19 protein-coding genes are annotated in these 26,778 nt (G+C 57.0%); 12 read left to right on the top strand and 7 right to left on the bottom strand.

The features are described 5' to 3' along the window. The first annotated feature begins 80 nt into the window (after nt 1-80). The 10 genes from Q0K10_RS09385 to Q0K10_RS09340 all read left to right on the top strand — a co-directional run bounded on the left by Q0K10_RS09385 (nt 81) and on the right by Q0K10_RS09340 (nt 15,545). Entirely contained in the window at nt 81-758 is a 678-nt protein-coding gene (locus Q0K10_RS09385) for a type II secretion system protein (protein ID WP_294506260.1), read from the top strand. 204 nt (nt 759-962) lie between these two features. Further along, the gene (locus Q0K10_RS09380; RefSeq protein ID WP_294506257.1) at nt 963-3,110 is read left to right on the top strand and encodes a hypothetical protein; all 2,148 of its coding nucleotides are present in this window, start codon (nt 963-965) and stop codon (nt 3,108-3,110) included. A 99-nt stretch (nt 3,111-3,209) separates the two neighbouring features. Then, entirely contained in the window at nt 3,210-5,015 is a 1,806-nt protein-coding gene (locus tag Q0K10_RS09375) for a family 20 glycosylhydrolase (RefSeq protein WP_294506254.1), read from the top strand. Nucleotides 5,016-5,219: 204 nt separating this feature from the next. Then, a complete protein-coding gene (locus tag Q0K10_RS09370; protein WP_294506251.1) occupies nt 5,220-6,299 on the top strand; it encodes a LacI family DNA-binding transcriptional regulator in 1,080 nt (359 codons plus the stop codon). 18 nt (nt 6,300-6,317) lie between these two features. Beyond that, entirely contained in the window at nt 6,318-7,055 is a 738-nt protein-coding gene (locus Q0K10_RS09365) for a prepilin-type N-terminal cleavage/methylation domain-containing protein (protein WP_294506247.1), read from the top strand. Nucleotides 7,056-7,083: 28 nt separating this feature from the next. Then, a complete protein-coding gene (locus Q0K10_RS09360) occupies nt 7,084-9,771 on the top strand; it encodes a glycoside hydrolase family 2 TIM barrel-domain containing protein (protein WP_294506246.1) in 2,688 nt (895 codons plus the stop codon). 21 nt (nt 9,772-9,792) lie between these two features. Beyond that, the gene (locus Q0K10_RS09355) at nt 9,793-10,539 is read left to right on the top strand and encodes a hypothetical protein (RefSeq protein WP_294506244.1); all 747 of its coding nucleotides are present in this window, start codon (nt 9,793-9,795) and stop codon (nt 10,537-10,539) included. Further along, nucleotides 10,536-12,569 (top strand): hypothetical protein, encoded by a 2,034-nt coding sequence (locus Q0K10_RS09350; RefSeq protein WP_294506243.1) that lies wholly within the window; start codon nt 10,536-10,538, stop codon nt 12,567-12,569. The genes Q0K10_RS09355 and Q0K10_RS09350 overlap by 4 nt, the downstream gene beginning before the upstream one ends. A gap of 44 nt (nt 12,570-12,613) precedes the next feature. Continuing rightward, nucleotides 12,614-13,309 (top strand): prepilin-type N-terminal cleavage/methylation domain-containing protein, encoded by a 696-nt coding sequence (locus Q0K10_RS09345; RefSeq protein ID WP_294506241.1) that lies wholly within the window; start codon nt 12,614-12,616, stop codon nt 13,307-13,309. Between the two features lie 49 nt (nt 13,310-13,358). Beyond that, nucleotides 13,359-15,545, top strand: coding sequence for a hypothetical protein (locus Q0K10_RS09340; RefSeq protein WP_294506238.1), 2,187 nt, complete (start codon nt 13,359-13,361; stop codon nt 15,543-15,545). Between the two features lie 68 nt (nt 15,546-15,613). Here Q0K10_RS09340 and Q0K10_RS09335 read toward each other — a convergent pair whose 3' ends face one another. Then, the gene (locus Q0K10_RS09335; RefSeq protein ID WP_294506236.1) at nt 15,614-17,869 is read right to left on the bottom strand and encodes a hypothetical protein; all 2,256 of its coding nucleotides are present in this window, start codon (nt 17,867-17,869) and stop codon (nt 15,614-15,616) included. A 146-nt stretch (nt 17,870-18,015) separates the two neighbouring features. Here Q0K10_RS09335 and Q0K10_RS09330 point away from each other — a divergent pair, with 146 nt between their 5' ends. After that, nucleotides 18,016-19,077: a LacI family DNA-binding transcriptional regulator gene (locus tag Q0K10_RS09330; RefSeq protein WP_294506234.1), complete on the top strand. Its 1,062-nt coding sequence runs from the start codon at nt 18,016-18,018 to the stop codon at nt 19,075-19,077. On the opposite strand, the gene rsmI is transcribed toward Q0K10_RS09330, so the two are convergent. Then, nucleotides 19,032-19,745 (bottom strand): 16S rRNA (cytidine(1402)-2'-O)-methyltransferase, encoded by a 714-nt coding sequence (gene rsmI / locus Q0K10_RS09325; RefSeq protein ID WP_294506231.1) that lies wholly within the window; start codon nt 19,743-19,745, stop codon nt 19,032-19,034. The genes Q0K10_RS09330 and rsmI overlap by 46 nt on opposite strands. Before the next feature lie 59 nt (nt 19,746-19,804). On the opposite strand from rsmI, the gene Q0K10_RS09320 reads away from it, so the two are divergent. Next, nucleotides 19,805-20,521, top strand: coding sequence for a pseudouridine synthase (locus tag Q0K10_RS09320; RefSeq protein WP_294506229.1), 717 nt, complete (start codon nt 19,805-19,807; stop codon nt 20,519-20,521). On the opposite strand, the gene Q0K10_RS09315 is transcribed toward Q0K10_RS09320, so the two are convergent. Genes Q0K10_RS09315 through Q0K10_RS09295 form a run of 5 tightly spaced genes read right to left on the bottom strand, consistent with a single transcriptional unit; the run spans nt 20,512 to nt 26,752 of the window. After that, complete coding sequence (locus tag Q0K10_RS09315) at nt 20,512-21,195, bottom strand: hypothetical protein (RefSeq protein WP_294506227.1); 684 nt, start codon at nt 21,193-21,195, stop codon at nt 20,512-20,514. The genes Q0K10_RS09320 and Q0K10_RS09315 overlap by 10 nt on opposite strands. A gap of 5 nt (nt 21,196-21,200) precedes the next feature. Then, nucleotides 21,201-22,499: a hemolysin family protein gene (locus Q0K10_RS09310; RefSeq protein WP_294506225.1), complete on the bottom strand. Its 1,299-nt coding sequence runs from the start codon at nt 22,497-22,499 to the stop codon at nt 21,201-21,203. A 37-nt stretch (nt 22,500-22,536) separates the two neighbouring features. After that, nucleotides 22,537-24,150 (bottom strand): hypothetical protein, encoded by a 1,614-nt coding sequence (locus tag Q0K10_RS09305; RefSeq protein ID WP_294506223.1) that lies wholly within the window; start codon nt 24,148-24,150, stop codon nt 22,537-22,539. Further along, nucleotides 24,147-25,586, bottom strand: coding sequence for an ABC transporter permease (locus tag Q0K10_RS09300; protein WP_294506221.1), 1,440 nt, complete (start codon nt 25,584-25,586; stop codon nt 24,147-24,149). The genes Q0K10_RS09305 and Q0K10_RS09300 overlap by 4 nt, the downstream gene beginning before the upstream one ends. Beyond that, on the bottom strand, nt 25,583-26,752 hold the full coding sequence (locus tag Q0K10_RS09295; RefSeq protein ID WP_294506219.1) for an ABC transporter ATP-binding protein: 1,170 nt from the start codon (nt 26,750-26,752) through the stop codon (nt 25,583-25,585). Before Q0K10_RS09295 ends, Q0K10_RS09300 begins: the two co-directional genes overlap by 4 nt. Nucleotides 26,753-26,778 lie beyond the last annotated feature (26 nt).

Raw genomic sequence — 26,778 nt, 5'->3', positions numbered from 1 at the left:
AGGATTTTACTCAATTCAAACTCGTAAAAAATTGAGTTTTTCCCGGCATCGAAGTGGAATTTTATCATAGGAGAAAGGTTATGAAGAACAATTATTTTACATTGATCGAATTGCTTGTTGTAATTGCGATCATCGCCATTCTTGCATCGATGCTGCTCCCGGCACTGAATAAAGCGCGTGAACGGGGTAAAATGGCCAGTTGCATCAACAACCTGAAACAACATGGGGTCACACTGGGGATGTACGCCATGGACAATAAGGACATGATTCCCAACCGAACTGGAGCTGCGGATGCTGCCGCATTGGGAAAAATCCTTTTCTGGCCGACCCTTTTCAAACCATATACCGGAGGATTTGCATGCAGCATCTGTCCGTCAGATACGGAAAATCCGAATCTTGACGGTGTCCGGAAACCATATCCTGCCACGCTGGAGGATGCCTACTGGTATGAGACCAGTTATCGAGTTCGCTGGAATATGGCTCGCGACGGCGCCAGTCAGATGCGTGGAATCACATTTGGAATGCTGTCCAAGCCTTCCCGGCAGATGGTCATGTACGATACGCGCGCACGCCATGACGGCACGGACATCAAAGCGGTGCAAAACGGCCAGCCGAACATTGCCCGGGTTCAATTCAATTCTGTGTTCGGCGATCTTCATGCTGCGCCACTGCTGTATCCGCTTGGAGGAAGCTATGACCTGAATTGGTTCATTTATGAAAGTAGTGCTGACACGCGCAAAGGTTACGACGTCAAATAAAAATCAACCACCCCAGAGACATTCATGATTTTTCAACGCCTGTCACTCATGATTGCCGCAATTGCGGCTACGTTTGCAACTCTTAACGGGGGGACGGTTCTTCTCGATCCGGCAGAGACTGCCTCCAACTGGAAAATTTTTCCCGGTCCGGAATTTCCGGGCGCGACGGGAGAGATTTTACCCGATTCAGAAAATGGGAAGCTGTTGTTCCGAGTCGGATTCTCGGGAGAAAGCAAATACGTTGCAGCAGTCTATACGCCCGTTCTTCCTGAAGACGTTGAAATATTCTATTTCCGGGTCGTCCCCGATCGACAGGTGGAATCGACCTTCCGTGTCGTCGATGCAGAAGACCGTGTTTTTCAAACCAGCCGAACCCGGATCGTCCCCGGAAACGAAGCCCGTCTCCGTCTTAACCTGCGTGGGGAATGGCAGGAAAAATGGGGGGGAAAACAGGAAACCGACCAGCCGAAACTTCCGCTCAAAGCACTCCATCTCATCGTGAATCGCGGGTCGGACGCCGCAGTTACATTGCGCATCAACGGAGTCGAGGCGGAGGCGCCGTTTCTCAACGAGAAGCCGTTCCGGGGAGACGATTTCCGCTTTACGGCGTTCGGCTGCGACGTCACCGGTGTCTGGACGAATGGAACAAATCCCAGACTCAAACTGACGGTCTCCGCTCCGGACACCTTCGACAAGGGAACCCGGCTCGTGCTTCGCTTCCCCGACATGTACCGCGACAAGGTCCAACGGTTCGAAATAAAGCCGGGCAAAACCGTCACACACGAGTATACCGCCCCGCTATCGCTCGGCGGCTGCGCCTTCAACACTTATGTCATTCCGGTTGCCCTTGAACGGAACGGGCGTGTGCTGGCTCAGACGGAAACCCGACTGCGCGGCACGGACTCCCCCGACTGGTCGCGCCGCCTCACCACCGCTGAAGCAGACGAAAACTCCATCATCGGAACCGGCGTCCACTTCAACCAGGCTTTGAAGCCCAACTCCGGGAATTCGGGTTGGTATGAGTATGAAACCATACTGAAAAAATTGTCCGTAGCCGGAATCAAGTACATCCGGGACGATTTCTGGCCGCGGCGAGATGACGGTACGCCCGGCATCACGTCCGAAAGACTCGAGCGGTTGAAAGCGGCAAAACGGCACGGGTTCAAAGTCATTGCGATCATCCCGACTTTCGCCGATCAAACCATCGAATATTTCCTTGAAGGGGTACGCGGGCTTGTGAACGACACACGCGATTACGTCGCCATCTATGAAATCGGCAATGAACCACACAATTTCGGCGGTTGGACCACCAAGTACCCGGGAGGTTCCTGGAATGCGAAACAGCCCGACAACTCCACTTCACGCTGGCTGCTTGAACATGTAAAATACACACAGGCAGCAGCCAAACTGATCCGGGAACTTGCCCCGGAGGCGAAGATCATCGGCGGCGGTTGTGTAACTTCTGCCAACATCCGTTATCTGCAGGCCGGAATCCCGCAGGAACTTAACGGCATAGTGGATCACCCATACACAACTATGATGCCGCCGGAACGGCTCGCGTTCGGGACTCCGTTCAACAAACGCGACGGCGTGAAAGCGGGCGGCCCGAATCTCACGCTCCCGGAAGTCGTGGACGCTTACAAGGAGCAGTTCGCAAAGATCAACCGGAGCGACCTCTCGCTCTATTTCACGGAATTCGGTTATTCGACCTATGTCTACAACGGCAGGAGTGAACTGTCGGCTTACGGATTCGCGGCTTACACGGAGCCGGCGCAGGCCGCATACATCACGCGTCGTTTCCTGCAATGCCTGACCATGCCGGAAATCAAAGCCGTTGTCCAGTACGACGCATTGAACGACTACGGGGGCAATCCCTTCGAAGGAGAGGCGAATTTCGGCCTCCTCAACGCGGATTACTCCCCGAAACCCTCCTACTTTGCGATGCAGAATCTCGCCACGCTCTTCGACGGCGCAAAATATACGCCCGCAGTCGCTCAACTCGTGAAAATCGAGGAGCAGCCGCTCCAGCGCGCCGGCAAGCGTGACATCCTCATCGACTGGGAGATGAACGGGAAAGTGCTCCTGAAAGCCGACAACTCGCTTCATGCGCATCTCTTTGAAACCGCCGGAGGACTCCGGCTCGCCATCTGGTCCGGCCAGCAGTATTCGGAGGAGTTCGCCAAACGCACAGCCGTGATCCGGATCCGCAATCACGCGGCGTCGGCGGGGAAAACAGTCGGAACCGACCTCGTCACCGGAAAATGCTTCGACGTGCCGTCCCGACCCGACGGCAGCGATCTGATCCTGAAAATCGCAGTGGGTGGAAATCCGATCACAGTGACGCTCTTCTGATTTGCGGCGTTTTTGCGGAAAAAGCACATCCGCAGGATTGCAAAAGACCGAACCGGGTTTATAGTAATCCGTCAGATGTCAACGAAAATGAGGTGCATCATGACGCTTTTTCCGCCGCCGCGCAAGGTTTCCGAACAGAACGGCAAACTGGACTACTCCCGCCGCCGCTGGCTGCTTCTGCCGCCCGGCGCGGGATTTGAACTCAAGGAGGCCGCGCGCCGCACGGCCGCGACCCTTTCCCGGAATTTCTTCTCCCCGATCCAGGTCACAGCCGGGGTTCCCGGCTGCGGGGAATGTCTCCTCGTGATGGCGCGCGATCCGGAACTCCCGGCCGAAGGATACCGCCTCGAGACCACTTCGGAGGGCGCGCTTCTCTTCGCCTCTGCCGATGCGGGATTCTTCTACGGAGTGCAAACATTCCAGCAGCTGCTCGCAAAACCGTCGCAGGTGCCGGGCCTGCTCATCGAGGACGCGCCCGATTTTCCGCGCCGCGGCTACATGCTCGACGTTTCCCGCTGCAAGATTCCGACCATGGAATCGCTCAAGTCATTGATCGATTCCATGAGCCTGCTCCGCTACAACGAGTTGCAGCTCTATATGGAACACTCCTTTGCCTTCGCCGGGGATGAACGGGTCTGGTACGACACGACCCCGCTTACTCCCGCCGAAATCATGGAGCTCGACCGCTACTGCCGCGACCGTTTCATCGAACTCGTCCCGAACCTCAACAGTTTCGGCCACCTTGAGCGGTGGCTCAAATTCAAGGAGTACCGCCACCTTGCCGAAAGCCCCGAACCATGGTATTGCAAGGAGTGGGACGCGTGGTATCAATCGACCCTGACACCGGGAGAAGCCGCTCTCGCCTTCATCGACCGGCTCTACGCCGAAATTCTCCCGAATTTCACGAGCGGCACACTCAACGTCGGCTGTGATGAAACCCTGGAGCTCGGCCACGGACGCAGTCGGGAACTTTGTGAAAAGCACGGTATCCACCGCGTCTACCTGAACCATCTCGCGGAACTGGCCAAACTCGCGGCAAAGTACGGTCGGAAAATCCAGTTCTGGGGCGACATCATCCTGCACGAGCCGGAACTCATCCCGGAAATCCCCGACGGAGTCACCGCGCTCGCCTGGGGATACGAAGCGACTCATCCGTTCCGCGAGCAGTGCGCGAAGTTCCATGACGCGGGAATCCCGTTCTACGTCTGCCCCGGCACGTCCAGCTGGAACTCCATCACCGGACGAACCGTCAATATGCTCCAAAACATCGCCACAGCCGCCCGCGAAGGCCGCAAAGCAGGAGCCGCAGGCATGCTGCTGACCGACTGGGGCGACGGCGGCCACCATCAATACTGGCCGCTCTCATGGCCCGGCGTCGCCGCTGCCGCCGGCTGGAGCTGGAACGCCTCCGCCGAAATCGAAGGATTGATTCCAGCCGCCATTGACCTTGCCTTCAACCCCGACGGCGACGGCACTCTCGGGACTGCCCTGCTCGACTACGGCAGGATTCCCGACGCTTTCGCCCACCCCGGAGCGAACTGCAACAACTTCTGGGCGATCCTGAACGCGCCCGACCGCCGCGGCAACCGCGAACTTCTCGAACAGGCAACCCCGCAGGAAATCGCCGGAGCTCTCCGCAAACTCGCCACCTTGCGGCACCGGTTCGAGACCCATCCTCCAAAAGCGCCGCGGCTTGTTCTCGACGAGCTTGAAAACTCCAGCTCTCTCGCACGTCTCGCCCTCGAATCGATGGCCGCACGCAAAGGGAAACGGATCGACCGTGCCGCATGGAACGACGCCCTGCGTCACGTCATCTGCCGCCATCGCGACTTGTGGCTCGCGCGCAACCGCGCAGGCGGACTGCGGGAAAGCATGAATGTGCTGGAAACCTTTTTCCTCAGCTGAAGCAACTGAAAACCGTTTTCTCCCGATTGAGCGGGAGTTTTTCCTTTTTTGATGAACTTTAAAGTTCATCGATCGCATTGAAAAATGTTCAACAAAAATGCAGAAAAAAGAGGAAATCCCCTTGACAACATCTGATTTCTTTGGTATAATTAATGATGTCTATTGATGAACAAAATGAATGAACATTGAATAAACATTGTTGAAATGGCAGAATATTCCATACGTGACATCGCCCGGATGGCAGGAGTTTCGGTCGGAACCGTGAGCCGAATCCTGAATCATGCGGAAAATGTTGACGAAGGGATCCGGCGGCGTACCATGGAGGTGATCCGGCAAGTCAACTACCGCTCCGGACGCCGCGGACGGCGGGCGGAATCGCGCACGTCGACACTCCCGCAGCGGGAACGAACGCACACCCTTGCGCTGATCTCACCGGGCATGGGTCCCGCCTGGAAAAGCAACGACCTCTGGACAAGCTACATGTGCGGCATCGAAACCGCATGTCAGGAACGTTGCTGTCGGTTGACATTGTACATGGCGGAGGCCAACCGGGAGGAAATCTCTCGGGAAATCATCCGGAATACGGACGGAATCCTCATCAAAATGGAAAATCCGCTGCCTGATTATCTGAAGGAACTCATCACGCTTCTGCCCGCGGTCGGATTCGGAGCGACGCACACGTTCGATCCGCTGCCGCAGGTGATCGTCGACAACAACGCCGGCGGCGTGATCGCGACCGAACAGCTTTTACGGCAGGGACATCGACGGATCGCGTTCGTCAATCACGAGGCGTGCAACGAGATGTTCATCGCCCGCTCGAACGGCTATCTGGAGGTGATGAAGTCGACAGGAAATTTCCGGCCGGAATATCTCATTGAATTCTCCCCCCCGAACCGGGAAGAGGGCCGCGCCGTGGACCCCGAACAAACTCCGCCGGACATGTCCGGCCCGCTTGAGCGGCTGCTGGCGCTGCCGGAACGGCCGACCGCGGTGATTTTTGGGAACGACTGGGCGGCGTTCGGTTTTCTGACGGCGTGCCAGACGCGCGGAATCCGGATTCCGGACGAGTTCAGCATCGTCGGCATGGATGATACCGGCAGCCTCTGCAACCTTCTGAAACCGACGCTCTCGTCGGTGGCGATGCCGTTCAACCGGGTTTCGCATTTTGCGACCTGCACATTGTGCGACCTCATCGACGGGATCGGCATCCACCAGCGGAACACCTCCTCGATGATCCGCATTCCCGGCGTCTTGAAACAGCGTGATTCGATCAAAACCATATAACTTAGAAGGAGATGGATCATGAAACGCAATTTGTTCACCCTCATAGAGCTCCTGGTCGTGATCGCAATCATCGCGATTCTCGCCTCGATGTTGCTTCCCGCACTGAATCAGGCCAGAGACAAAGCCTATTCGGCAAAGTGCATCAGCAACATGCGGCAAAACGGACAATCGCTTCAATTATATTCTGCCGATTACCGCGACTTTACGCCTCCATGCCATGTGAACGATGAAGGAGAAGAGAGGGGATTTGCCTGGCTTTTGTATAAAGGACATTATCTTCCGGATCGCGCGACTGTGGCCTGTCCGGTGCTCAACAAATATCCGATTCGAAGCGGAGATCGGCCTCAAGATTACCCAGAGGTGAAAAATGGAATGACCTATACTTCCAATCAATGGGTACTCCCTTATGTCAAAGATGATGGAACTCCCGAGGGACCGTCCGGAAGTTGCAAGGTTCGAGATTCTCTCTGGCCAAAATTCGGAAGCATTACAAAGCCAAGTTTGCGTTATGTGCAGACCGATAATTACATCACCTGGTCCGGAGCTGACAAGCCGGAGATCCGCCGCTGGGATAAATTCTTGAACAGCAAGAACTGGGGAGCATTTGAAGGTTATTGGATTCACAGCAACTCCGGAGTAAACGTTCTGTACGCGGATGGACACGTAAGCTGGTTTAACACTCTCAATACCAGCTATGGCCCCGGCTCAAGCCCCGGGACCAGAAATTATGATCTTCATGGCGTTATCAGCTGGTAATAAACGAAACCACCTTTGAGGAAAATTTATGAAGCGTAAAACTGTAACAATCGCATTATTCAGCGGATGTTGTCTTATCTCCAGCTTCGGAGCTCAAGTCTATCAAGCTGACAACCTGGCGTTCAAAGCCTCCGATAACGGCAGCGATACGAAAGCCTTCCGCCCGGTCGTCAGCAGGGACGGCGTTCTCTCAGTCGACTTTATCGATCAGTCCAATGCGGACAATTACATGTTCGTCGACCTCGGAGTTTTCCCCCTCGCGGAATATCTGCCGGGCGGATACCTCGAAATCGAAATCGACATTGATAAACCGATCCTGAAACTTGGAACCTGTGTTGCCGTTCCTTCCCGTTTCTGGCCTACCCGCGTAATGCTCACCGGCGAAGCACTCCTGAAAGGCGGCCGGCAGACCCTTCGCTTCTATTTCGATGAACTCCCGGACCGTGCGAAAAACAATCCTGACTTCCATTTGTTCCTGATGATGCATGACACCGGCGGCGATTCCAAGGGCGCAGCGAAATTCAAGATGCTCAACTCGAAGCTCGTGAAGAGCGTTCCGAACTGGAATCAGGAGAAGACCGACTGCTACCGCACGCAGTACAACTGGCGGAAATTCCCCGATCTCGGCAAATATTACCGCGGGAAATACGACCGGCTGGTTCCTGCGGCTGCTGTCACGGCATCTCCGTTCATCGAGGCAATTTCCCTCAACGGCGAATTCGACAAAAGTTATGCAGGAGACCTGACCTGGAAATACGATCAGCTGCTCGACTACGCTCCCGCCCGTCCCGGCGCTCCCCTCGCCGATGCGAAAAAAGTGCAGATCCCGGAAAAAGCCGTCCCCGATCAGCCCGGCGGCCATTACTGGTATAAGCGCGACTTCACCTGCGAAAAGCCCGATGGCGGCAAGATCTATCTGCAGTTCAAGGATCTGGCGGATTCCGCCGAAATTTTCGTCAACGGCGAACGGGTCGGAACTCAGACCAATGCCAGGCGCCGCAATGACTGGATGCTCAAAAACAGCTCCCGCCAGACCCAGCTCTGGGGGAAACCCGCCCGCGAAATGATGAAGTTCCAGCACTTCGAGCGGTGCGGCATCAAATTTCCCTTTGATGAAAAAGCCATCCCCGATGAGGATGTGCTGCTGCTGCCGATCATGACCGGCGCCTATCCGTGGAACTACGTCTATGACGTCACCGATCTGGTGAAGGAGGGAACCAATACGCTTGCCGTCCGGCTCTACAACAACCCGGTGCGCGGCTACTGGATCTACCGCAACGGAGAGGATCGTCACCACAAGGGTGTCGCCGGAATTCTCGGAGACGTGAATCTCTACGTTGAATCGGTCGCCGCGTTTGTCGCGATGAATCCGGTTGCAGCGGGTAAAGTGGCGGAGGATGGGACGGTTGTTCGTACCTTCTCCGGCAAAGTGTGCCCGGGAACCGCGTCGGTCTCCGTCACGGGCAACGGCCTTCGCGCCGAAGGGAAACCCGGTGCGGACGGCACGTTCTCGATTCCTCTGACGCTCCCGGCAAACTTCGACCGTTACAACTTCACGGTCAGCGCCATCGACAAAAACGGCCGGGTGTTTGACGCTCAGAACATCGAATTCAACGGGTCGGTCATCGAGTTCCGCGAGGACAAGCTCTTCATCAACGGCGACCCCTTCCAGATCCGCGGCATCAACGGCGATCCCGGAATCGAATGGGATAACGACCGAACGCAGACCCGTCGGCGCTGGTTGAATCGTCTGGCCTTCTACAAGAATCTCGGCTTTAACGCTCTGCGTATGGAGGGAGTGAAAGCCGAGCAGATTCAGGACGCACTCGATGCGGGCTTCCTCGTCATGCCGGTCTACGCGGCGGGCTCCTGCAACACCACCGAAGTGGCTCTTGGAAACCTCGACAATCCTGATCTGGCCTTCGCCACGGATCCGCACGAGGAGATGGCGCGGCAGCTGAACGGATATCCGAACGTTCTCTTCTGGAACTCCGGCAACGAAAACCACCCCACCGCCGGCTACAACGACAAAGCGCTGATCGACCGCTATCTGACTGCGGCCCGCGAACGGCTTCACAAAGCCGACCCCGACAAACGGCCCGTCACCTATGCGAATCTCGACACCTTCGGCAACTTCTGGTTCTTCACCGCGGGACAGGATGTGCTCGGCTACAACAGCTACCAGTTCATCCCGGAATTCAAAAACCTCGTCGCCGGCATCTACGACCGGACAAAAATGCCGATCGTCTTCTGCGAATGGGGCTTCACGGAAAACGAAACCAAAGGAACCCGCTACCGCAATGAAAACGTCGAGAAGTGGGAAAACGAAATGCGCGAAAAACTCGGCCTCATGCGACTGTGCCCGGGCGTTATCGGCGGCTTCCTCTACGCTCACCACGGCGAACTCAACGATGTGCGCGGCAGGGAGTTTCTTCAGGAAATCATGGCTTCATTCAAACTCACGAAGGAAAACAACACCATCAAATTCGAAAATCAGGATGTCGCTCCGCTGCGCAAAGTCAGCATCAATCTGGTTTCACCGGATGATGTCATCAGTTCGGAATGGGCAGATGAACTCAAACCGGGTCGTTCCATGCGCCTTCTCTTCCCGGAGAGCGCTCAGAAAAACAGCAGCGACCTTCGTCTTGAAATCCGTTTCGAGACGCATCGCGGTTTAAAACACAGCTACACCAAAATGGTCGATCGGATCAAATAAAACGGGAAAGGTATTTTTGCGATGAAAATGATGACACAGACTCTTCTCGGCTGCTCGATGCTTCTGGCAGCGTTCGCCGGAACCGCTGCGGAATTCTACAGCCTCGACCTCTCGAAAAACAATCCCGGCGACAAGTTCGTCACCGTCGATGACAGCGGCAAACAGCGGTCGCATCGTCCGACCTGGGGCATGTGGCCCCGCGAGAAAAACAGTGTCGGCGGTGAAGTCGTCGACCTCAACGGTACTAAAGCACTCAAGATCACGAAGGGATTGCAGATCAACTCCTCCGAGTGGTCAGCCGACGTTCCCGACGCCCAGCAGAGCGTGATTTATGCCCGGTTCAAAGTGATGATCGACAAACTTGGCGACAAAGTCAACGCATCGATCATGCTTCAGCAGCAGAACGGCCGCGCCGCGGCATTTGTCGGTCTGGTCGGCGACTTCAACAAACCGCAGGTCGTCATCTCAAACGGCGACGGCAAAGGATACGTCAGATGGATTCCGGTCGCCCCGTTCAAGGTCGGAGAATGGACCGTCATCGATCTGAAGCTCGACTTCAACAACAAACGCAGCGACATCTCCGTAAACGGCAGCCTCCCCCTCTCGGGAAACCTCTTCCGCCATGCGGAAGCCTGGGAAGGAACCATGTGGGCGAAGGCCGCAGGCGACAAGTCCTACCGGTATGACCTCAAGGCCGATTCCGCCGACCTCTACGTCGCAGAAGTGAAATTCAGCGCGGATCCGTTTCCGGGAGCAGCCCTGAAATGAACCACATCCGCCTGCGTGAGTTTCTGGAGGAGAGCCCATTTGCGGCCTATGTCGAAACGTGCTGGAATTCTGATCATTACGAGGAGTTTCCGATCGCCACCGGCCTGACCGGATGCGATCCCGGCGGCGTCAACTCTCAGCTGGTCTTCTACCATGTCTACACGGAAAAACTGAAACTCCGCAGTGCGATTCCCGGCCGCGCCGCCCGCCTGGCGCTCTGGCTCGCCGGACTTGTGCGCGAAGACGGGCTTTGCCGAACCAATGACGGTGTCACCGACCATCCGGCTTACGCTTCCACGATGGGAGACGCTCTTGGGACAGCCCTCTTTCACGCGGAACTTATCGGCCTCAACGGCGAAAATCGTAAAACCGTGATGGATGCCCTCACCCGCCTGGCGGAACGGCATCCGCGGCTGCGGTTTCCGGAAGGCGCACAGGGGAAAACCCAACAGCTCCGCTTCGAATTGCGGGTCTACTACTGGATGGCACAGCTCTCCGACGACCCGGTCTGGAAGGAGCGATTTGAGATTCTGCTTGCAAACGGCCTTCGAAATTACGTCACTCCGGCGGCAATTGACGGACCGCTGCTCCAGCCGAGCCTGAATCCGGACTGGACCTGGAACTATGTCTGCACCGGCGGAATCACTGACCAGCACTCGACCAATACCCATACCCCGGCCTATTACTGTACCGAACCGAACGGTTTCATGTTCGTCTATCTGCACGCTTTGCGCAACAGCTTCTCCGAACGCAGGAAAGAGCTTGACGACTTCTGCCGGAACTATATCGCCGGACTGCTGCGCAACCTCAGCCGCGGCGGACATCTCGCCAGCGATCTTGACGGGTACGGGATCCACCGTGCCTGGTACGGTCCGGTACTGGTTGAGGGGCTACCGCTGGAATCGGCCATGGTTGCCGCAGAACTCGGGGAAACGGCTCTTGCCGGCTACTGCCGCTGGTACATCGACCGTTATATCGAATTCGTCAAAAGCCGTCCGACCTATGCGGAAAGCGGCCTGCCTGAAGCTCAGCCGTTCGGTCAGAAAATCAACATCGAAGCGCAGTTCTCGCAACTCGCGACCGCACGTTTTTATGCATCAATTGCCCGGGCACTCGCAGAATTCGGAGAAGTAGAAGAAATTCCCACGATCGAACCGCCGTTCTTCGGCTCTTACGCGTGGGAGGCGCAATGGCTCCGGATCAGCACCCCCGCCTATGAAACCTCATTTGCGGGACACACCTGTCTGCGCAACATTCCGGTCGTGCCTCGCTACGGAGATCCGAATCTCGGAACGCTGATCGGCGGTGCGCCGCTGGCGACACTGTTCGGGAAAAAGGAACTCTTCTATGCCGCAAGCTTTCCGGCGGCATCACTCTGGCACGTGGAAGTGGATGATCATAATGGCCGTCGTTTTGTAAGCTGTTCGACCTCGCCGGAAGATCACACGGCAATGACGGTAAGAAGTTCGACAGGGGAAATGCTCACGGCATCCGATTTCGATCCATACGATCCGCCGTGCAATTTCTTCCTCGGCAACGCGGATTGCCTGGAAGCGGTTTGGGAACGACGCGAGCGGCAGTACAAAATCGACTTTCACGTTCACAACCGCTACTACGCCGACCGGATCGAACTCGAATTCGGCATGCGCCACATGGCGGGACACTACTGTGACAAAGTGACGTTCGTAGTGCCCATTCCGCTGGTGAATGCGGAATTTTCGGAGGACGGAAACACCTTCCTGCCACTTGAGCAACTGACCGCCCTCCCCGCCGTCATCCGCTGGGGAGAGCAGGAAAAATGCCTTATCCGCGATCTCCGGATTTCCGGAGGAGATTCGGACCGGCTGGAAGTGAAAGCGCTTGCGCTGCCGCAGACACCCGGAAATCCGGGTGGCGTCAATGCGTTCTCTCCGCATCCGACCCTCCAACTGCGATTCGAGGTGACGCCGGGCGTCATGACGCAGATGCACCGGCTGCGGTGCACGCTCGTTTTCGGCGAAACACGTTCTTCAAGCTCCCCTGAATCATAACTCTGCCCAGGTCTAAAAAAACAATACAAAAGGAGAGAATCACAATGAAACACAATCCGTTTACTCTCATAGAGCTCCTGGTCGTGATCGCAATCATTGCAATTCTTGCCTCTATACTGCTGCCGGCGCTCTCCCGTGCTCGCAACAGCGGGAAAGACATCAAATGCGTTTCTCAGCTCAAGCAGATCGGCGGCGCCGTCAGTTTCTACACCATGGATTACAAAGGATATCTGCCGCCGTTCCGGGGAATGCTGCTCCGGCCGGAGGCGACCGCGGCATCAGCGGAGTACTATATGACCTATCTCTCCCTTTATCTGCCGGACAAACGTGGTTGCAATGGTCGCGTCTCGACTCTGTTTCTCTGCCCCCGTGACGTAATCGAAGGGACTGACTCCTTCACCTGGGGCAACACCAAAGGCGGCACAAGTTACGGAGCCAACATGACCATCTTCCCCTACAACGGCGGAAAAGGCGCAACAGAAGACCCGGCCAATCCGAAATACTACAGCAAGCACGATCGAGTGAAAGGCCAGGCGCCGATGATCGCCGACAACCACAAAACTTGGCTATCCTCCCGGGCCGGAGACAAATACTGTCCGAGCGGATCGGGTGCTGAACCACAGATTCCTCTGCATGACGCATTTTTCGTCACAGTGCTTTTCGGCGACCTCTCGGCGGCCAAAAACTCCCTCAACGAATTTCTCGGACTTGATGACCGCCTCGGCGGCCCGCTGAAATAAACCTCCTCTCCCAAAAACATTTACCTGAAAACAACTCAGAGGAAACCAAATGTCACTGAAAACACTGTTCACATGCGCGGCTCTCGGAGCCGGCCTCCTGCTCGCAGCTCAGGATTATCTGGAAAGCTTCAAGGCAATCGCCGCCCGGGGCGCCGCTGAATCAAAGGAGAAATACTGGCAGGGAAAACACTTCGGCGATACCCCGTTCAAGCCGGAAGACAAGATATTCAAGGGGCGCAGCAGCCACGATTCCGCGATGATGTACTGGAATTTCATGGATGCAAAACTCAACGGCAATCAGGAGAGCCTGCAACGTGCGCTCACCCATTACCGTTTCATTACAAGCCAGTTCTGGGATGAGAAGAAACAGCTGTACCGTTCCGACTATGATTTCCTCATGAATACCTCCATCGCTCTGACGCTCTGTTTCTCGCTTCGCGATGCGGGGGATGTGATTCCGGCGGATGTGAAGGAGGACATCCGCCTCCGGCTCCGCGGAATCGCCGCCTATCTGCCGACCTACACCACCGCGCTCACCAACAACGCCGATCTGCGCGCAAACAATCAGGACTCGTTCGCCTCGCTTGCGCTCGCCCTGATCTCCGAAGAACTCAAGGATGACAAAATCCGCAAGGACGCTCTCGTGAAGTATCGGCAGGTTCTGGACAAAACCCAGCAGTCCTTCTGGATCGAAGGTGGTGTCGACGTCGGTTATCAGTCGGTCGGCGAACCGGCATTCGCCGCAGCAGCCGACATCCTCTGGGACGACCTCTCCTTCGAGGAGAAGAAAAAAGTTGCGGATCTCGGCCTCAACAATATCATCGGCAACGGTTACGGCCTCGAAAACGCCCGGTCCACCAGCTGGATTCGCAGCGGCGGCGCCCGCGCTTTTTCCGCCGGGCTGCTCGGGCGGGTGCCGAACAGCAAAATCGCCGCAGATGCGGAAATTCTGGTCAACAATACGGCAAAGAAGGGGTTCAGTTCGCGCTGGTGGCTGCATGATCCGGCTTCGATCTCCTTTTTCACGGGCTTCTACAAGCAGCGCGACAAAATCGCTGAAATTCCGAAGAACGGCGATCTCTTCGGCTGCGCCTCCCTCGCCTGCCAGATGATGGAGCGTGACGAGCAGCTCGGCTGGTATACCGGCATGGAAAAAGGCTACATGACCGGAGACCTCGGCGCAACCGCCATGTTCGGAGATTACAGCCGCTTCAGCCCTGGACAATATGAGAAAAAATTCGGTGTTGAAACCCCTCCGGTGACGCAGAGCGGCGGCAATCTCCGCTATCTCGGGTTGAACAACCAGCTCTACGTCTGCCCCGATGCCACGCTCGGCATGCCGCGGTTGAACTCCGTCGACCTGACCCGGGCGCCTCAGACCATGCACCGTGCGATGTATCCGGGTGCGGGGGGGAGTGTCTACGTCCTGCGCCAGATCATGCCGGGACTCAACGCGACCCCGTCGCAGGAGGTTACGCAAAGTTTTGTGATGGCGGGCGACGTGCTTCTGGCTTTTTTCTCCGCGCCGGACTTCTCCGGACTCCGTTATGACCTTGCCGTGGTGAATTACTACAAGCTCCAGGAGGAAAACGGCCGCTTCAACTTCTGGCAGAACAGCATGACCGACAAGAAGAGCCGCCACCTCTGCCTGATTCCGTTCGGGATCACTCTGGAGGAAGACAAGGCCAAGTACCAGCCTTACTTCAAAAATGAGCTTGCCCTTGAGCAGAAGAAAATCCAACTGCCGCAGCTGCGCCGGATCCGATGCGTGTTTGACTCGGAGAAACACAATGCGGTTCTGCTTCTCTCCCCGGAAGGCCGGGCCAGAGATGGGAAGATCGAAGAAAACAACGATCTGGTCACCGTCTCTTTCACCTCCGCGAAACGGAAATACCTCGTGATTCTCCCGAATAATACCGGAGACACCATCGAGCTCGACGGCGTGCGGATCGATTCACCGCGTCCTGGCTTCCCGCAGATCGCGGTATTTTCCGAAAAGGGCGAACTCATCGCCTTCACCGGAAACGCCAAAGCGATGGCGGCCAGGGGGAAGGAACTGTTCCGGGCTGAAGAGCGCGCATTCGTTTCCGGACTGCTCCGCAAAGACGGCTGGCTGCTCGACATCAACGGAAGTGCGGAAATCCTCCTCGGTCAGACCGGACAAAGCTGGGTGGACGGCCGAACACTTCCCCTCCCCGCCACGCTCGCAAATGACCGTGTCCTGATTCAGCCCTGACCGGGTAAATTACGGACGCCGGCAATCAACGCCGCTTTTCCGGGGTCTTCCCGGGTAGCGGCGTTTTTTCATCCGATGGCGAGTTTTTCCCGGCACTGCAGGTAAAAGTCGAGATCGTACGGGGCCCGGCCGAGCAGGTAGTGATTGCGTTTCCACACACCGTCCACCTCCCATTCCAGCAGGTACATGCGGTGAACCCCGGTCGAGACCCGCAGCGCACCGAGATCCGCGCCGGAGTTTGCGGCGCATTCGTACCGGCCCGAGACGAACTCCTCACCGGTCAGCAGGTCGCTGACCCGGTACGCCCCCGAGACCGCCCGCGGCAGATTGTTGTCGAGCCGCAGCGGGCACTGCCATGCCGCCGGTTCCCCCATCATCAGCAGCACCGGCTGCTGTACGTTTCTGATGTAGAAATAAGCAAGTTTCTTCTCATAATAGTAGTCGACCACCGCATCGGAAATCTGCGGCCAGCAATCTGCGACATTCCACCAGAGAATTCCGGTCTTGCGCCATTTGTGAAAGCGGAAGTTCTCAATGAAGAACTTCAGCGCCTCGGCCTGCACGATCTGTGAGGCGGCAACCAGCCGTTCGAGCTCTTCCGGAATCTCCCCGAACGTGTTCACGATCTGATCGAGGAACAGCCTGATCCGATACGCATACGGCCCCTCCGGATCTCCAAACGGCTGTGCGGCGTGAGTGAGATACTCCGGATCGCCGACCTTCGGAAAAAGATGGTCCTGCGAAAGAAATTTTTTCAGACTTTCCGTGCACGGCATTCCGTGGTATCCCGTTTCACTCGCGAAACAGGCCGTGTTCAACCGGTAGAAATCCCCCTTGTACTCGTCACGCGGCCCCCAGAGATGCTGTTCCGGCGCCCCGGCCGAACTGCCGATCTTGACGGAGCCGTCCACAAGATACGGTGAACTCGGCAGGTAGTCGCGCCCCGGATCGTAAGAACGAACCACCCGCTTGAGCACTTCGCGCGTGATGCGGTTTTCGGAGGGAAGCATCTGATCCCCGCGCCAGAGCACAGCCTCATCACACTCGTTGTCGCCACACCAGAGCGCGAGCGAAGGATGATTCCGCAGTTTCGTCACAACCGCGACAGCCTCCTCTTCCATCCGACGGCAGAAGTCGTCGTCCTGCGGCGGAATCTCGCAGGCAAGCATGAAATCCTGCCAGACAAGCAGACCGTTCTCATCGCAGTAATCGAAGAACTCATGATCTTCGTAAACACCCCCCCCCCAGCAGCGGATCATATTGCAGCCCAGATCCGTAAAAAGTTCGAGCGTCCTCCGCACACGCCCGCGCTCCTCGCCGTGCATCGCTTCGACCGGCACCCAGTTCGAACCGAGAACGAAGAGCGGTTCCCCATTCAGCAGGAAGCGAAACTGCCCCGAACCGTCCGCCGCGAGCGCTTCCGTCCGTTCCAGCTGCACGGTGCGAATCCCGGTGCGGAACCGCTTCTCGGCAAGTCTTTCCCCGTTGCGCAGCAATTCGAGCGTCACATCGTATAGAGCGCTCTCACCCAGACCATGCGTGTACCAGAGATCAGGTTCCGGAACGTCGAATACCGTGTGCCCGGTTGTGAAAAGAAGCCGAAATTGTTTTTCGAACCGTTTCGCACCATGCGTCAGCGTAAGTTTCGCTTCAAATCCGGTCAACTGTTCCGCGGAACTCTCAAAACTCCAGTCGAGCGCCAGGCGCGCCACGCTCTTCGAGGCAGAAACGGTGTAAAGCAAAACATCGCTCCAGCGGTGTTCCGGAATCCGCTCGATCCCGACTCCGCGCCAGAGTCCGCCGAGAACAATGCGCGGCGCGATGTCCCACCCGAACGTGTGTCCCGCCTTGCGCAGATACAATCCTTCAAAGTTGTACAATTGGGCAAACGTCCCGGGCGAGCGCCGATATTTACGTGCGGAATTCACGGCACTGCGGATCACGACGGCAAGCTCGTCCGTTCCATCGCAATGGAGCTTTCCGGTCACATCAAAGCGGTGTTCGATGAACATATTCTCCATTCTGCCCAGAGAAGCACCGTTCAAAAATGCTTCCGCCGCAGTATCGACCCCCTCAAACACCAGCGCAAGCCGCTCCCCGGGCGCAATTTCGGTCACCCGGAACGCCACCGTGAAAGTGAAGTCAACAAACTCCCACTCCCGCAGCAGATCCGCATTGCTGCCGAAATAAGGATCCGGGATCACCCCGGCCCGATGCAGATCCGCCGCAATATTTCCCGGCACCCGCGCCGGAATCGTCATCTCCTCACCACTCCCCGGATGCCTGAACGAGAGACGCCATCCCCCCTCCGGTATGTACTGCATCGCAACCTCCATTTCTTGCGCAAAATATCGTTATCAAGGTTAGTATAGCCGCTCCCGCCCCATTTTGCAAGGGGGATTTAAAATCGGAATGATTTTTTTTGCGCAAAAGAATTGAAAAACGACAAAATCCAGTTATGGTATATGGCATGTCAAGAAAACCCAAAACAGTCAGCGTCACAAGCATCGCCGCAGAACTCGGAATTTCGCCGTCGGCGGTATCGCGGGCAATCAACAACCGTGCCGGTGTCAGTGAAACCGTGCGTACGAGAGTTGCCGGGCTGCTTGAAAAATACCATTTCCGTCCGGCATATCCGGCCAGCCGACTGCCGCGAATTGCGGTGGTATCGGGCCGGGGAGAGGTCTCTCCGTATCTGGCAGGCGTGCTCTCCGGAATCTATCGCTACGTTCAAAAGGGAACACTCTCGGCCACTGCGGTGATCCATCCGACATTGGAAACGGGGAAACTGCTCGATCTCATCCGCGACCAGCAGTGTTCCGGCGTGATTCTGCTTGTACCGGCCCATTTTGCCGAAGGACTCCCGAAACTTGCGGACGCGGGGCTGCCGATCATGCTCGTCGACGAAACGACCTCGCTGCCGGGTTGCGGGTTCATCGATAACGACTCCTACTCCGGAGCGCTCGAAGCGGCGCGTTTTCTGACCGGGATCGGCCACCGCCGCATCGGCTGTCTCGGCAGCCGGACTCCGACCGAAAACCATCGGCAGCGATTTCTGGCGTGGAGGAACGCCCTTGCGGAAATCGGGCTGGATCCGGATCCGCAACTCCACCTCAACTCCTGCCCGGTAAGCTGCAACGAAATGGAATACGGCCGTTACGCCTTGACCGAACTGCTGAAGGATGCGCCCGACATCACGGCAGTCATGGCCGCCAATGATGAAATCGCCGCGGGAGCCATGGCCGCCGCACGCCAGCTTGGCAGAAAGATCCCCGAAGAGCTGTCGATCACCGGATTCGACGACAATCCGTTTGCCGTCTTTCTGGAGCCGCCGCTCACAACCGTCCGGCACGACATGGAACAGGCCGGCTATCTCGCCGCGGAAGCGCTCGACGCGTTTCTGCAGAAAAAAACGCCGCTGCCGCGCACAATCCTCCCCACCCGGCTGGTCGTGCGGAACTCCTGCGCCCCCCCGTACCGGGGGAGTCACTCACCGGACTCCTCCTCCGTTTCGGCGGCCCCGGAAGGGTGAACCCCGATCACGAATTCGCCGCGCCACTGACGTCCGGCCGCAGCGGCCGCAAGTTCTGCGGCACTCCCGCGCAGAATCTCCTCATGCAGTTTCGTGGCCTCGCGGATGACGGCGACCTGCGCGTCGCCGCCCACGATTTCCGCCAGCTCCGGGAGCGTCTTCGCAATCCGGTGCGGAGATTCGAAGAAAAAGACCGTCTTCCCTTCCTCGCGAATCGCTTCAAAGAATTTCCTCCGCCGCCCTGATTTGACCGGCGGAAATCCGAAAAACGCAAACTTGTCCACCGGCAGCGCCGACGCGGTCGCCGCAAATGTCAACGCGGACACCCCCGGAATCACCTCCGGAACAATTCCATTCCGAACCGCTTCCCGCACAAGAAAAAATCCCGGATCAGCGATCGAAGGGGTTCCGGCGTCCGAGACAGACGCGACCTTGAGCCCTCCCCGGATCTGCGCAATGAGCCCCTCGGTTTTGCGGTGTTCATTGAACGCATGAAAGCTCTCAAGCCTGGTGTGAATGTCGAAATGCGTCAACAACTGCCGCGTATGACGCGTATCCTCCGCCGCGATCAGGTCTACACTCCTCAACACATTCAGCGCCCGCAGCGTGATGTCCTCAAGGTTGCCGATCGGCGTGCTGACCAGATAAAGTTTTCCTTCATTTTCCATTGCAAAATTCCGCTTTCCGGTGTAATCTATGTCGATGTCAAAACAGGAGCCGTGAAACAATGTCCGAACAGCAGGAACGACTGGTTAAATTCCTCAGTGCGTCCGGAGTCGCCTCGCGCCGTGCCGCAGGAGATCTCGTCAAGGCGGGGCGCGTGACCGTCAACGGCAGGAGCGTCCTCGAACCCGGCTTCCGGGTCTCTTCCGCCGACATCGTCTCCCTCGACGGAAAACCGGTCACACCGACCGCCACATTTCACTACATCATGCTGAACAAACCACGCGGCTACGTCTGCACGAACTCCGACCCTCACGCTCCTCTGAAAGCCGTCGACCTGATCCGGCTCAATCCGCCGGTGCGCCTCTTTTCCGCAGGACGGCTCGACAAGGAGAGCGAAGGGATGATTCTCTTCTCCAACGACGGAGATTATGTCGCACAAATTACTCATCCGCGACACGAAATCCTCAAAACCTACCTCGTCCGCATCACCCGCGACCTCTCTGCGGCCGAACTCTCCAGAATCCGATCCGGAATCTTCGACCAGGGGGAACTCCTCCGCGTCATCTCAATAGAACGCATCGGGAAATGCCGTTACCGGATCGTTCTCAACGAAGGACGCAAACGTGAAATCCGGCGGCTCACCGCCGCCGTCGGCGCCCCCACCATCGAACTGCGAAGAATCCGAATCGGCGCCCTCGAACTCGGTGACCTCCCGTCGGGAGCGTTCCGGGAACTCTCCCCGGACGAAGTCGCGCGCACGCTGGAATCCTACTCCTGAACCGGAACCGGCGCCGCATCATCGGCAGAAGCGGCCGGAATCCCCTCCTCCGCTTCCTGAACCTCCGCGTCCGGGACCTCCGCGTCCGGCGGAACATCCTTCTTCGGAACAGCCTGACGCGAAGGTTCGGAAGGTTCACCGAGAATCTCGTCCAGCTCCTGATCCTGCTCGGCGGTCAACCGTTCCAGCTCCGTTTTTTTCTTGAGGAAAAGCGCCTTGACTTCCACCTCAAGGCGTGTTCCCATCGTGCTGCTCAGCGTCTGCGGCTGCCCGAATTCCTGCAGCTCCGCAGCCAAAGGTTCCGGCGCCCCGGGAAAATCCACATTCGCAGGATCGAGCGGGAATTGAGGCCCCTGGTTGACCTCCTCGCGCGGATAATATCCAACCGGGACTTTCCGGGCGCTCACCAGACAGACGGCGTCCGCCCCGAACGCCCGGGCCTTCTCCAGCAGCAGCTCCTGAATGTCATATCCATCCGTGCCGTCCGGAGCGGAGATCTCGGCCCGTCCCATGATCCGGAACTCACCCGGAGGCAACTGTTCGCGATTTACATAGTAAGTGACCGGATCCGAAATCGGCGTCGGCTCAAACTCACGGCCGACATACTCGAAATCAATGCACCCGGCAACGCAAAAAAGCGCAACACATCCCGTCAGAAGCAAACTCCGAACCATGCGACTCATCCCTCGAATTTGATCCGTTTCAAATTAAACTCCCACACCTGCCCGCGTCGGATCTTTCGCACGTAAAACTCCGCATTGCCGTGGCGGATCGTGTCTCCCACCTTCGGCGGACGCTTCAGCATCCGCGCAAACCAGACGGCAACCGGCTCGGCTCTCCGCGGCAGATCAAGATGCGTATCACGCGTCAGAAGCGTCATCGGCACACCACCGCCGACCACCCAGAAGAATTCGCTCGGCGAGTAGAACGTCCGCGGCAGCGGATCAAACTCGTCATCCAGATCACCGAGCAGCTCTTCGACAATGTCCTCCAGCGTCACCAGACCGAGCGTCTTCCCGTTCTCCGGATCGCGCACGATCGTCATGTGGCAGTGCTGACTGGCAAATCGTTCGAGCAGTTCCGACGCCGTGTCATCCGGATCCGCAAACGCGATGGGACGCAGAATATCCGTCAATGGCTGCGCCCCCGGATGCGTCCGCTGCGTTGCAACCAGCTCCTTGAAGTTCACATACCCGAGAACCTTGTCCCGATTCCCTTCGTCGCAGACCGGATAACGCGTGTGAAAGTCGGTTCCGGTCGCACTGATCGCATCGGAAACCGTCTGGTCGGAACTCAGAAAGGAAATGTTCTCCACCGGCAGCATCACCTTCGAAGCCGTACGCTCCGACAACCTCGGCACCGCCCGGATGATCCGCTCCTGCCGCGTCGAAATCACCTGTGAACTGCGCGCCAGCGCCGCCAGCGCTGAAATCTCATCGGCCGTGCTCGGGCGCTCCGGACGCCGCCGCTCAAACGGTCGATTGATGAAATGCGTAAGACGGATCAACGGCAGCAGTATCCAGATCGACACCTGCAACGGCCGGGCCGCGTAACGCATCACCTTCTGGTTGAACCGCACGCCAAGCGTCTTTGGCAGAATTTCCGTGTACTGCACCATCAAAAGCGTGAAGAGGATGGTGAACACACCCATGTACTGATTGCCGATCGTCTCGCTGACGGCACCGCCCGCCACAGCCGCGCCGATCGTGTGCGCCGCGGTATTGACGATCAGAATCACCGCAATCGGCTTTTCGATGTCATGCTTCAAAGCCTGGCAGATCTGCCCGATCTTCGGACTCTTCTGCCGCAACTCCGCAAGCTGGCTCGGAGTGATGCTCAGCAGTGCCGCTTCCATCAGAGAACAGATGTGCGACATGACCATCGCCACCGCGATGGCCCCGAAAAATATAAACCATTCCTCCAACGTTTTCTCACTTCTGCCCGACTCGGGCGATTCGAACCGGAAAGCGGGCCGCACTGCCGGCGGAATTCCTTTCCCGCTCCCCGCGTCCCTGCTATTGATCCGACTTCTGCGGGCCGACCGCCGGAGCCGCCGCCTGATCCTCCAGAACTCTCTGCTTCAAAATCTCCGCCAGAACCGGGTTCAACGTCTTGCTGAGCGTCTCAACCATCGATTTCTTCATTTCATTGTACGGCGGCAGAGTCGTACGGGCATCTCCGCCCATTTCCTTCTGATACTTGTTGTAGACGTAACGTGCCATGCGCTCATTCGCAACCGCCGCATCCTGATCGTTGTAAATCAGATAGTACAAACTCCGCCAGATCAGGCCGGAAACAATTTCACTGGCTTTCTTCACGCTCGCATCACGCACCTCTTCCGCCCACTGCTGCATGACAAACGCCTCCAGCGGCAGCTTGTGCAAATTGGGTTCCTCCGTCTGCAGCTTCTTGTAATATTCAGCCGCCTTGCTGAAACTTCCGTAGTTCCACAGGGTCGAAATCGCTTCCTTGATGAAATTGATCCGGGCACTGCGGAACGTCGAATACTGGTTGTCCTTCTCGTAAATTTCCTGCACCTCCTTGTACCGGTCAAACACGGCATCAACAAGTTTGAGGTTCGGAACAAGCGTGATCGTCTCGAACGAAGTCTCGTCAACCATCAGAATCCGGCCGCTGCGGAACGCTTCGAAAAGCGACTGCGTAATGACCCGGTCGCAGCTGAGATCCTTATGACCCGGCGTCCGTTTGATGCCCATCGTCGCCCAGTAAATCGCCTGCGACTCGGGAACACGCCAGTCCATCTCGCCGTACTCCTTATTGATCTCCACAATCAGTTTCGAGTCGAGCTTGAGCTTTTCCCGCAGATACTCCGCATGGAAATAATTCTTCAGCTTCTTGACGAGTTCCTCATCATCCGCAATGCGGTTCACGAAAGGCTGCGGCAGCGCCGCCGGTTCCGTGGATTTGAATGCGGCGTAAAGCATCGCGTAATTCTCATATCCGGCAGCTTTCGCCGCTTTCCAGATCCGATGATCCTCGGGATACGCCTTCAGAAACTCGCGTTCACTGTCCGGAGCGGCAGCCATTCCCTCCCAGTCCGGATTGAACCCGACCACATTCGTGACCAGAAGGGCAAGCCGGTTCTTATAGTAGAGGTTCGCGTCATCCATGATGTTTCCAAGCTTATGCTGGAAAATCCATGCCAGTTCTTTGTAGAGAACTGGATCTTCAGGATTGTACTCGATCGCCTGATCCCGGATCAGCTTGATCCCTTCGTTGACCCAGCGCCACCGGTCCTCAAAACTAGAACATGTCACAGATATGTTGTACGCCATATTCCAGGCCAGATAGGCCGTCGCTCCGGAAAAGGTCGGCTGCAGATCGGTGATCCAGCGCGCAAGCTGAACCATTTCGAAGTAACTGCCCTTCTCCTGCAACGAGCCCGCGCGCAGCCACAACAAATCCGCCACAAGTCCCCGGAAACTGCCGAGCGCCACGGTCGTGAATGTCACCAGCGGGGGGGCGTTTTTGATCTGACCGGTGAAACGAAGATTGTGTTCCGCAACGGCTTTGTCAAGACGGTTCTCAACCCGCCCCACTCCGAAAAGAAGCACGAGCGTCACGCACACCAGCACGAAATACATGACAAGAGTTCGGAATTTACTCATTTGCGTATCACCAATCCAAGTTCACGCCGCCGGTACAGTATCATCCCGAGCACAAACAGCGGCAATGCCCGGCTGATAAAATAATCCCTGAACAGCTGCCAGAAGAAGGACAACTCCACGACCTCGCCGTTCGCCACCAGTCCGGAAACATCAAACGCCTGCAGCGGAATCACAATAAAGAGCAGCCCCTTGGCGATCAACTGTCCAAAATGATCCGCCACCCCCGCCAGATACTCCTGATTGACCATGGCAATGGCAATACTCCCGAACAACATGTACGACACCGCGACAAAAATCGCCGTCGGCAGCGTCAGAATCCCGCCGAACGCACACCCGAGCCCGCAAAGGATCAACAACTCAAGCGCGATAACCGCCACGGCACGCATATAATTTTCAAAGAACCCGGTCACTTCTACCAGCAACTTCGGTCCGTCTCCAGGCTGAAAATACTGCTTTTCCCCCGAGTCGTCAAAATTCATGTACACAAACGACACGGTTCCGTCATACGAGATCACCTTCCAGCTGGGCGGAATCACTTTCTCATGAAATTCACCGGACATGACCTGTTCAGGATACTCCGACATCACCTGCGGCACATACATGTAACGCTCTTTGCGGTTCGCCTGTTCAAATACGTTCTCCGCCGTCCCCGTGTCCTCGACCCGCTTCGGAATACCGACAATCCAGAGGGAACGGGTCATACGCTGTCCCTCACTCGACATCTTGCCGACGTAAGGACGGTAACGCAAATACAGCGGTTTATCCAAATCATGCGGAATGCCGTTGAAGACAAACTCCTTCTGCTTGTTGAATTCAACCTCGGAATCCCGGCTCATGATCTCCAGACGGGCCTCTTTGAGCATTTTGTCCTGCGCGGATGTCGACGTATCCGGATCCTGCCCGTTGGCACGCATCCGGGCAATCTTCGCTTTCACCAGCTCCTGGCTCTCCTTTTCGAGATCGACCCGCTCCGGCCAGAATACCCGTCGTCCGACCATCACTTCATTGCGGATTTTTTCACGTTCCTCCGGCGAAAAATCCTGCGCATTGTACTTGTAAAGAATGATAAAGTAGATCGCAGTCGTAGCCACCAGCAGCAGAATCAGATGCACAAGATAAACGCCCACCCATTTCGCCAGCCAGATCCGAAGCCGCGACACGGGTTTCGTCACCACCATGTGCAACTGGTAATTGTCGATGTCCTGCGTCATCGCATAACACCCCAGCCAGATCGACGACAATGCGAGAATCCAGCTGACTGCCGACAGACTGTACAACAGAGAAACCTGGATGAATCCTCCCGCTGTTCCGTCGCCGGAGACCGTCGACGGAATGATGATGACCGCCAACAGCAAAACCAGCAGCAGCAGCTGGAAGATGTGAGACCGCAACGCATTGCGGAAGGTCAGTTTTACAATTGCCCAGAAAGATTTCATTTACGATTACCCAGAATATCGTTGAGCCTGGCATCGGCCTCCCTGAGGTTCTGATCCTCCTTGACTTCCGCCTTCTCGGGCTCCGGAACAACCGGCTTCGGTTCTTCGGTCAGCTGCTCAAGTTTCTTCCCGACGTTTTCCTCCCGCTGCGTTTCCGACTCAGCGGGAGCGGGCGCCGAAGCCTCAGCCGCAGGAGCGGAAACCTCCTGAACCAGTGACTCCAGCACAGCCGATTTCTCGTCGCCGCGCGACAGATATTCGGCGATTTTTCCGCCGCCGGCCACGCCGGCGGTCTCCACCTTGTCCGACTTCGCCTTCGCAATCACATCGAGGAAGAACTCCTCCAGCGTACGGCGGGGATGATCCACCCGGAACTCCTCGCCATGAAGATTCTCCCGCAAAATCCGCAGAACCTCGTTCATCGCCGCGGCCGGAAGCGCCGGCGTCACAATGCGGTTCTCGTCCGAAACCGTCAAAAGATCATTGAGTTCGCCCATCGCGCGAACCTTGCCGCCGTAAAGAATGATCACCCGGTCGCAGACATCCTCAATATCGCTGAGCAGATGACTGGTGATCAACACGGTCTTGCCGCGCTTTTTCAACGTCAGAATCAGATCCTTGACCTCTTTGCAGCCAAGCGGATCAAGACCGGAGGTCGGTTCATCCAGAATCAGAAATTCCGGATCGTTGATCATCGCCTGAGCCAATCCGATCCGGCGTGCCATGCCCTTCGAAAACTCTCCGACGCGGCGACGCCGCGCATGCGCCATGCCGACCATGTCAAGCAACTGCTCAATGCGCATCTTCCGGTCCGCACGCGACAGATTGAACAGCGAACCGAAGAAGTCCAGCGTCTCCTCCGCCGTCAGGTATTTGTACAGATACGACTCCTCCGGAAGATAACCGATCTCGCGCTTGGTCTCAACCGCACGGGGCGAACGCCCCAGCACATTCAGAACTCCCCCCGTCGGGTACAGAAGCCCGAGTAGCATCTTCACCGTGGTCGATTTCCCGGAGCCGTTCGGCCCGAGCAGACCGATCACTTCGCCCGGCTCAATGGTGAACGAGATGTCGTTCACCGCCTTCGCCTTCGGGCGGCCCCAGAAATCCCGGAACACCTTGGTGAGCCCAACGGCTCTTACGATTGATTCACGCTGTTCAGCCATCGTATGATCGATTCCTCAAATGATAG

The sequence above is a fragment of the uncultured Victivallis sp. genome (assembly GCF_944391105.1).
Lineage (GTDB): Bacteria > Verrucomicrobiota > Lentisphaeria > Victivallales > Victivallaceae > Victivallis.
This window is presented reverse-complemented; position numbering and strand designations above follow the sequence as displayed.

Excerpts from the sequence above, each read along its gene's own strand:
- Q0K10_RS09360 (WP_294506246.1), top strand. The coding sequence starts at position 7,084 with ATGAAGCGTAAAACTGTAACAATCGCATTATTCAGCGGATGTTGTCTT.
- Q0K10_RS09305 (WP_294506223.1), bottom strand. The coding sequence starts at position 24,150 with ATGAGTAAATTCCGAACTCTTGTCATGTATTTCGTGCTGGTGTGCGTG.
- Q0K10_RS09315 (WP_294506227.1), bottom strand. The coding sequence starts at position 21,195 with ATGGTTCGGAGTTTGCTTCTGACGGGATGTGTTGCGCTTTTTTGCGTT.
- Q0K10_RS09355 (WP_294506244.1), top strand. The coding sequence starts at position 9,793 with ATGAAAATGATGACACAGACTCTTCTCGGCTGCTCGATGCTTCTGGCA.
- Q0K10_RS09330 (WP_294506234.1), top strand. The coding sequence starts at position 18,016 with ATGTCAAGAAAACCCAAAACAGTCAGCGTCACAAGCATCGCCGCAGAA.
- Q0K10_RS09340 (WP_294506238.1), top strand. The coding sequence starts at position 13,359 with ATGTCACTGAAAACACTGTTCACATGCGCGGCTCTCGGAGCCGGCCTC.
- Q0K10_RS09375 (WP_294506254.1), top strand. The coding sequence starts at position 3,210 with ATGACGCTTTTTCCGCCGCCGCGCAAGGTTTCCGAACAGAACGGCAAA.
- Q0K10_RS09300 (WP_294506221.1), bottom strand. The coding sequence starts at position 25,586 with ATGAAATCTTTCTGGGCAATTGTAAAACTGACCTTCCGCAATGCGTTG.
- Q0K10_RS09295 (WP_294506219.1), bottom strand. The coding sequence starts at position 26,752 with ATGGCTGAACAGCGTGAATCAATCGTAAGAGCCGTTGGGCTCACCAAG.
- rsmI (WP_294506231.1), bottom strand. The coding sequence starts at position 19,745 with ATGGAAAATGAAGGAAAACTTTATCTGGTCAGCACGCCGATCGGCAAC.
- Q0K10_RS09335 (WP_294506236.1), bottom strand. The coding sequence starts at position 17,869 with ATGCAGTACATACCGGAGGGGGGATGGCGTCTCTCGTTCAGGCATCCG.
- Q0K10_RS09385 (WP_294506260.1), top strand. The coding sequence starts at position 81 with ATGAAGAACAATTATTTTACATTGATCGAATTGCTTGTTGTAATTGCG.
- Q0K10_RS09345 (WP_294506241.1), top strand. The coding sequence starts at position 12,614 with ATGAAACACAATCCGTTTACTCTCATAGAGCTCCTGGTCGTGATCGCA.
- Q0K10_RS09320 (WP_294506229.1), top strand. The coding sequence starts at position 19,805 with ATGTCCGAACAGCAGGAACGACTGGTTAAATTCCTCAGTGCGTCCGGA.
- Q0K10_RS09350 (WP_294506243.1), top strand. The coding sequence starts at position 10,536 with ATGAACCACATCCGCCTGCGTGAGTTTCTGGAGGAGAGCCCATTTGCG.
- Q0K10_RS09365 (WP_294506247.1), top strand. The coding sequence starts at position 6,318 with ATGAAACGCAATTTGTTCACCCTCATAGAGCTCCTGGTCGTGATCGCA.
- Q0K10_RS09370 (WP_294506251.1), top strand. The coding sequence starts at position 5,220 with ATGGCAGAATATTCCATACGTGACATCGCCCGGATGGCAGGAGTTTCG.